The following is a 5,323-nucleotide window of genomic DNA, read 5'->3' on the forward strand; positions in this document are numbered from 1 at the left end:
GGCGGGGTCGGCTGCGCCATCCGCCCCGCCACCGCCGCCTTTGCCGCCGCCGCCGTGCTGCTCCAGCGAGGCTATGTGGCAGACAGTTCTGGACCACAGGGCTCCAGCCTCGGAGGCGGTCTCGTTCACGCTACCGTACTCCCAGCCTGGCGGATTCGCAGCACCGCCGAGGCTCGTTTACACCGAGACAGCCGTTGTCGGTGCAGGCACCTGCGTTGGCGGGGCGAGCGGACCGCCGCAGCCGTCTGGAAGCTGCGCCGCAGAGCCGCGCTGCCACGGAGGGTCTCCCGACGCGGCCGCAGGCAGAGGCGCCATCGTCGAGCAGATGCTGCGGCACGCCCTCGAGCTGAGGAGACCTGGCCGCTACGTTGGCCAGTTCGCCTTGCTGCTTTACGCAGTCATGACGAAGCGGCGGCTGCACCTCTGGGAGGGAAACACTCGCATCGACCTGGTCAAGACCTATGCGCCAGTTTACGACGACGGCAGCCTCGAGGACGTGCTCGGCGACATCGTCGCCTGCGTGCGGAAAGGGGATGCAGCTGGCTTTGTCCACCAATACCCCGTATCTGAGGTGCACCCGCTGGACCAGGTGAACCATTTCCTGGCCCTCTTCAGGGAGGACGCGCCTGGTTCCGCTTCCTTGTCGCGGGCGGCAGCTTCCGCGTTCGCGGAAACAGGCCCTGGGTCTGCCGCAGCAGAAGCGTCAGGAGAGCTCTCCGAGACTGGCGCTGGGTTCTCGGCCGCAGAACCTGCAGCCGAGTTGTCGGCGTTGCCTGTCGACTTGTTCTATAAGCGCCTCGGCTGCATCACCGTGGGCACCGTGTGCGACGGTGACTGCGCCATCGACGCTCTTTGCACGGTCGGCGGCCACGCCGACCGCCCAGAAGTCCGCCAGGCGCTCCGCGAGCGCCTGGCGGGCGCGCTCGTCGACCGCGTTGCCGAGAAGTCGCTGCAGCACGCCTTCATCGCCTGCGCGGAGTTCCTGCCTCAGGATGGTGGCGAGGCGGAAGGCGCTTCCGCGTGATTGATTCGTTCAACCGAGTCTTTAAATTAATTAAGTGATTTCCATCTTCATTCGAGATCTCTTGAGGTGCTGCAGAAGCTGCGTCAGGGTCGTCCGCGAGCTCGACTCCTGCGACGTCTCGTGTGGTTGCCCCGATTGAGTTCGCCGCCGTGCAGTGGTCGGCGGGTCTCGTGGGCGACCAGGCCCCCGCTGTGCTCAGGCTGTGCGCCAAGCTGACCGATGCGCAGCTCGCGGCGATGGTGGACTCGTACAGTGCCTTCCTGCGCGTGGACGCAGAGCGGAAAGAATCCGCGTTCGTGGAGCAGAGCCTGACGCCCCTTAAGCTCACTGCGGGTGTGCGTTCCCGCGTGCCGCAGCCGATGCAGCAGCGTCTCAGTCAAGCGCGCGCTTATCGACAGTGGTGCTACGATGAGGGTCAGGATCCGTTCCACCTGAGTTACGGTCGTTTCGGCGACTGGGCCCTCGCGGCGCGTGTCTCTGACAAGGATAAGGAGCGTCTTCGGCAGAGCCTGTACCGCTCGCTGCAGCTCCTGCAGGACGTGGAGAGTGGCATCGGTGGCGGCCCTTGCAAGCGAGCAGTGAGGGCGCTTGGCATGCAAGGTCGCCCGTCGAAGGCGCCGCTTGTGAGGCAGCTCCTGTTCGAGTTCTTCTGCTCCATTCGGCGGTCGGTGTCTTCCCGTATACCGTCCGCCCTGATGCAGGTCAAGGCATCCGCGCTGGTGGAGGACTACATTCTGGACTGCTTCCAGCACAACCTGCAGCCAGACCCACCGACGATCAACCGCAACTGGATGTCGAGATGGCGGAACGAGTATCGGGTCTCTTTTCGGCAGCCCAATCGCAAGAGCAAGGTGCCGAAATCCGTGTTGACGGAGAGACTGCGGATCACATGGTCCAATCTGATCCGAGTTCGGGCCTTGGCGCGCGCGGTCCTCGGGTACGACCTGAGCCTGCACAACGCAGACCAGTCGCCCTTTCACAAGAACGAGGCGGGGTCCAAGAATATGGGGACCCTGACATTCAAAGGCGCTCCTACCGTGCCGATCAAGGAGGATCATGCTGGCACACGGAGCCGCTGGAGTGTGCAAACGTTAGTCAGCTCCTCTTATGCACCTGCGTTGGCGGGGGCCGCAGGTCAAGAGGCAGTCGAGCCAGGCGCCTCACCGCCAGGCCTCGAACTCATGTTCAAAGCTGACGGCGAGAGACTCGCGGCCTCTCTTCAGCTCGTCATTCCTGCCTGGGCGCCGTGGCTGACGGTTGTCACGAGCCTGAAAGGATCGTATCGGGAGGAGCATGTCCTTTCATGGATGGAGCGCCATCTACCCGCGTTGGCGGGCTCGCGCCGCTGGCGGATCCTCGTTTTCGATGCGTTCGCCCCTCAGATGACTGAGGCCGTGCGGCGGCTCGCTTGGGAACGCGGATACGTGCTCGTGCTCCACGGCGGTGGAGCTACCTCCGTCTGCCAGCCGAATGACACGGACCTGCATCAGCCCTTGCGTCGTGGCTACGTCGGGTTCGAGTCAGCGGACGCTCTCCTGCAACAGCGCCTCCATCCGCTGCGTTGTCCGTTCGCGAGGAACGAAGACTGCCTCGCGTGGATGGCTTTGTGCTGGAATGCACGGCACCTGCACGAGTCCGCAGCGACTGGGTTCTGGAAGAACGGCCTCGCGAACGCGCTGGACGGCTCGCAGGACCACCTCGCCGTACGCGAGGCGAAGGGCTTCTGGGACAGCCTCGGCATGAGCTCCGTTCGCGACAGGCTCGTCGTCGACATCGAGACGGAAGCCGCCGCGGGACGACTGTCCTGGACGTATGAGCAGGTGTCTGCGTTGGTGGAGGTTGGCTTCTTTCCTAACGAGTTGATTTCGGGATTCGAGAGTCCGCTTCAGCGATGTTCTGCGGTAGTCCTGCCCCGCCGAATTTTCGGATTCACTTATTGCTCAATTAATTAAGTAATTACATGCCAATTTATCGTTCCAGGGCTTCCCTGCTCGTGGAATCCTTGACACTCTCCCAGACGACGAGGGTGACGAGGACCCCGCCGACGACGCCGACACGGAGTCAGAGGACGACGTCGCGGAGCCTCTTCCGCTCCCGCCTCCCGCAGCCGTGTTCACGGCGGTCAACGAGGAGGACGCGGCGGCTGGCGACGCCCAGGCGCAACGCCTCGACATCTTGCGGTCCGTGCTGCAGCAAGTGCAGCCCTTGGGCAACGCGAGCCTCGAGTTGGACCTGCGACGCGCGCTGCACCAGGAGACGAAGCGTGTCCGAAGCCTATCCCAGACGGCGCCTGCGGTGGCTCGGGCTTTGCATAGTCGGGCTGCGCTGGAGGAAGCGGAAATGGACCGCAAGAGAAAGGCAGCCGCGGAGATTTCCGACGCGCGCAAGCAGATCAAGGCTGACGCCGCGCGACTTCGAGACGAGGAAGAGCGCATCAGGAGAGCTCGAGCCGCGTTGGCGGCGTCCGCGGACGCGAACGCCTTCAAGACGGTGCTGCGGTCCTTCTCGCTTCAGGATCTCGGTTCCGATCACGTCCGCGCTGGCGGAGTGGCGGAGAAGAAGCGGCGCATCGAGGTCCTGGACCGCGTGTTCAAGCACGGGGCGCAGCCCACGCTACAGCAGGCAACGGACTGGGAATGGTTCAAGACGGCGTGGGATGCCTACGGTGTGCGGGTTCACAAAAATGATTGGGCACATCGGTTTCGCGAAGCTGTCCTCGACGTCTTGCGGAAACTGAGTGACGGCAACGCTCGCGCGGTGCTCGAATTCATGGAGGCCGAGACTCGCGGAACCCTCGTTGATGAGCCTGTGCTTCGGTGTTGAAGAGCAGGCTCGGCGTTCATACACCGTGCACCGATTAATTAATTAATTACCCGCGTTGGCGGGGCAGCAGTGCGCACTGTAATCTCGGCTGCTTCAGGGGCTGACGCGGGCGGCTTCGCTTCTGGTGAGTTCATCTGCTGACTCACGCGAATGCGTCGCGCCCGTCAAGAAAAATTATCGCCGTGTCTCGAGCGATGTCCGTTCGTCGAACTCGGCCTCGGTGTTTGCACGCCTCGGTTCCCATTCTCGGCATGCGCGCTTGCACCAGTATACCCACGTTATTCGCATAATTCGAGCTCGCAATAGCATGAAGAGTGTATCGATGAACTAATTAATTAATTAATTATGTAATTACCACGGAACGCAGCGTTGCTCGCCTCCTTTCCCTGGCCTGAGCACCCTCGCAGACAACGACGCCATGCCACCAGCTAATGACGACTTCTCGTTTGTACTCCTTCGCAGTGTTCCTTGAAAGCTACACGATGGCCTCGAAATCAGATTTACTCAGTGTCGCCACGGTGTTCTCTAGTTATCGCGAACTCGCTTTTCTTGTTCCAAAATCGTAGTTCTCGAAAATTGGCCTCTCTGTCCTTTGTACGCAAAAGTGCAATAGATTGCTCTTTGTGCAATTTTACTGAATTACGAATTTACGTTTATATCGCTACAAGGATTACCGAATGTTCAACCTTCCGAGTCATTGGCTGACCGTCTCATCAAATTGTTTGGATTGGAAGATGAGATCCGGAAGCGGGTTCAACAGAGCATGCGAGATTGTCAACTAGACGCCCAGGAGCTTGAGCAGCCAGGAACGTTAAGAGCGTACGACAACATCAGCAATCACGATTCGTCCGAGTCGGAGGACGAAGAACCCGAGAAGGACGGACTCGATCAAGGTCTTCCCGGACAGCAGTGTCCCAGTTTACCTGCGCCGAGGGAACGCGTTGATGGGCGTTCTGCCAGCTTACAACAAAAACATGACAACACCAGTAAAGACGATGACAAGCCAGGAGCCGCCGTCGAGAAATGCCTTGTGGTTCACATGAAACCGGGTTCGCATGAAGCACGAGACACGAGTGAGGCACTCATCAAGGAATGTCCTATGGACGTCCGGGTAGTCACCCTACGGACTCGTGAGGGGTGCCAAGACATTCTTGTCGATGAGGAGCTCTGCGAGTACGGGAAAAATATAATGCTCTGGTTTCAAGTGCCGGAGTTCGTTGATGTGTTACCCGCGAAGTGCATCCATAGGCAAAAGAAGATGCGACAACAGTTGGCAAAGTTTCGTAATGAACTAGCGGACTGGTGGCTATACTTTCGGTGTCTAGCGAAGCAAGTTCAGACGGTGCAACACGGATACGTCGTAATACAAGCAGCGTTCAAGTCGCAATTGTGGGCGCTGCCGAAGGTGGCACGAACATGTGACGAGACGCTCCCATTTGGTATGCTCGTGCCACATGTGCGAAGTGAAGACCACAC

3 protein-coding genes are annotated in these 5,323 nt (G+C 60.4%); all 3 read left to right on the forward strand.

What is annotated here, in order from left to right; genetic code table 11:
* Positions 1-325: 325 nt before the first annotated feature.
* The 3 genes from GY725_27120 to GY725_27130 all read left to right on the forward strand — a co-directional run bounded on the left by GY725_27120 (position 326) and on the right by GY725_27130 (position 3,847).
* Entirely contained in the window at positions 326-1,024 is a 699-nt protein-coding gene (locus tag GY725_27120) for a hypothetical protein (GenBank protein MCP4007871.1), read from the forward strand.
* Between the two features lie 122 nt (positions 1,025-1,146).
* On the forward strand, positions 1,147-2,976 hold the full coding sequence (locus tag GY725_27125; protein ID MCP4007872.1) for a hypothetical protein: 1,830 nt from the start codon (positions 1,147-1,149) through the stop codon (positions 2,974-2,976).
* Positions 2,977-3,364: 388 nt separating this feature from the next.
* A complete protein-coding gene (locus GY725_27130) occupies positions 3,365-3,847 on the forward strand; it encodes a hypothetical protein (protein MCP4007873.1) in 483 nt (160 codons plus the stop codon).
* The last annotated feature ends 1,476 nt before the right edge of the window (positions 3,848-5,323 follow it).

The sequence above is a fragment of the bacterium genome (assembly GCA_024226335.1).
Classification (GTDB): domain Bacteria; phylum Myxococcota_A; class UBA9160; order SZUA-336; family SZUA-336; genus JAAELY01.